The 722-nt window shown below is 63.3% G+C and carries 1 protein-coding gene; it reads right to left on the bottom strand.

Going from position 1 to position 722, the window contains the following annotated elements:
• Positions 1 to 469: 469 nt before the first annotated feature.
• A partial coding sequence (locus GSQ79_RS21120) for a hypothetical protein (protein ID WP_158810767.1) occupies positions 470 to 722 on the bottom strand: 253 nt, incomplete at its 5' end.

Genomic DNA, 722 nt, shown 5'->3' with positions numbered 1-722 from the left:
CCGCTTTCAAGGCGCCAACCGGCGGCACTAAGGACACGCATATCGTACGGATATTTTTAATATCAATAATGAAAAGGCATTATTTTATTCCGAGGTCGTCCGCGCGGGTCCCCTCCGTGTCCTTCAGCGGTCCGGATCTCCGACATGCACGCATGCTGCGAGGGCGCGATGCGTTTCGAGGCCATTCGGCCGGGAACGCTCGCAAGGAGGCAGGTTGTGCGCCGACGGCATCTGGGGCGGAGAAGACGGTAGGGACCCCAAACGAAAAGGCAGACCGACGAAAGCGTTGAGGCGAAGGCATGGCGCGAGGACGGATCGCGCGGTCCCGGATCGACGCCGATCGCACCCCGGCGCCGAATCCCCGCAGGAAAGCGCCGCCCAGGCCGGAGGGCGACCGTAGCCCTCACATCCACGGAATCAATCCAACACCACCCCGAAGGAATGCAAGATGCGTAAGGAAGCGGCGGCCCTAATCTGTGCGATCGCCATAGAACTGATCCTTCAGGAGCAGGCGTTCGGCCGGGACGTCGACGCCGTACTGCAGATCGACGCCCACGACGTCGTCGGCCGACATCCGGCGCTTGACCGCGAAGACCCGTCGCGTGACGCGCACGGTCGCGTCGTTGGTCTTGTAGATCACGCAGGCGACGACGAAGAACCCTCCCGGCCCGTCGACGGCCCTACCCTGCCGGAATTGTCCGGGCTTCGGGATGAAGGGCTTC

Origin of the sequence: Beijerinckia sp. L45, from assembly GCF_009765775.1 — a bacterium.
In the GTDB taxonomy this organism is placed as follows: Bacteria; Pseudomonadota; Alphaproteobacteria; order Rhizobiales; family Beijerinckiaceae; genus RH-AL1.
The sequence above is the reverse complement of the archived record's forward strand: the minus strand, read 5'-3'. Positions and strand labels throughout refer to the sequence as shown.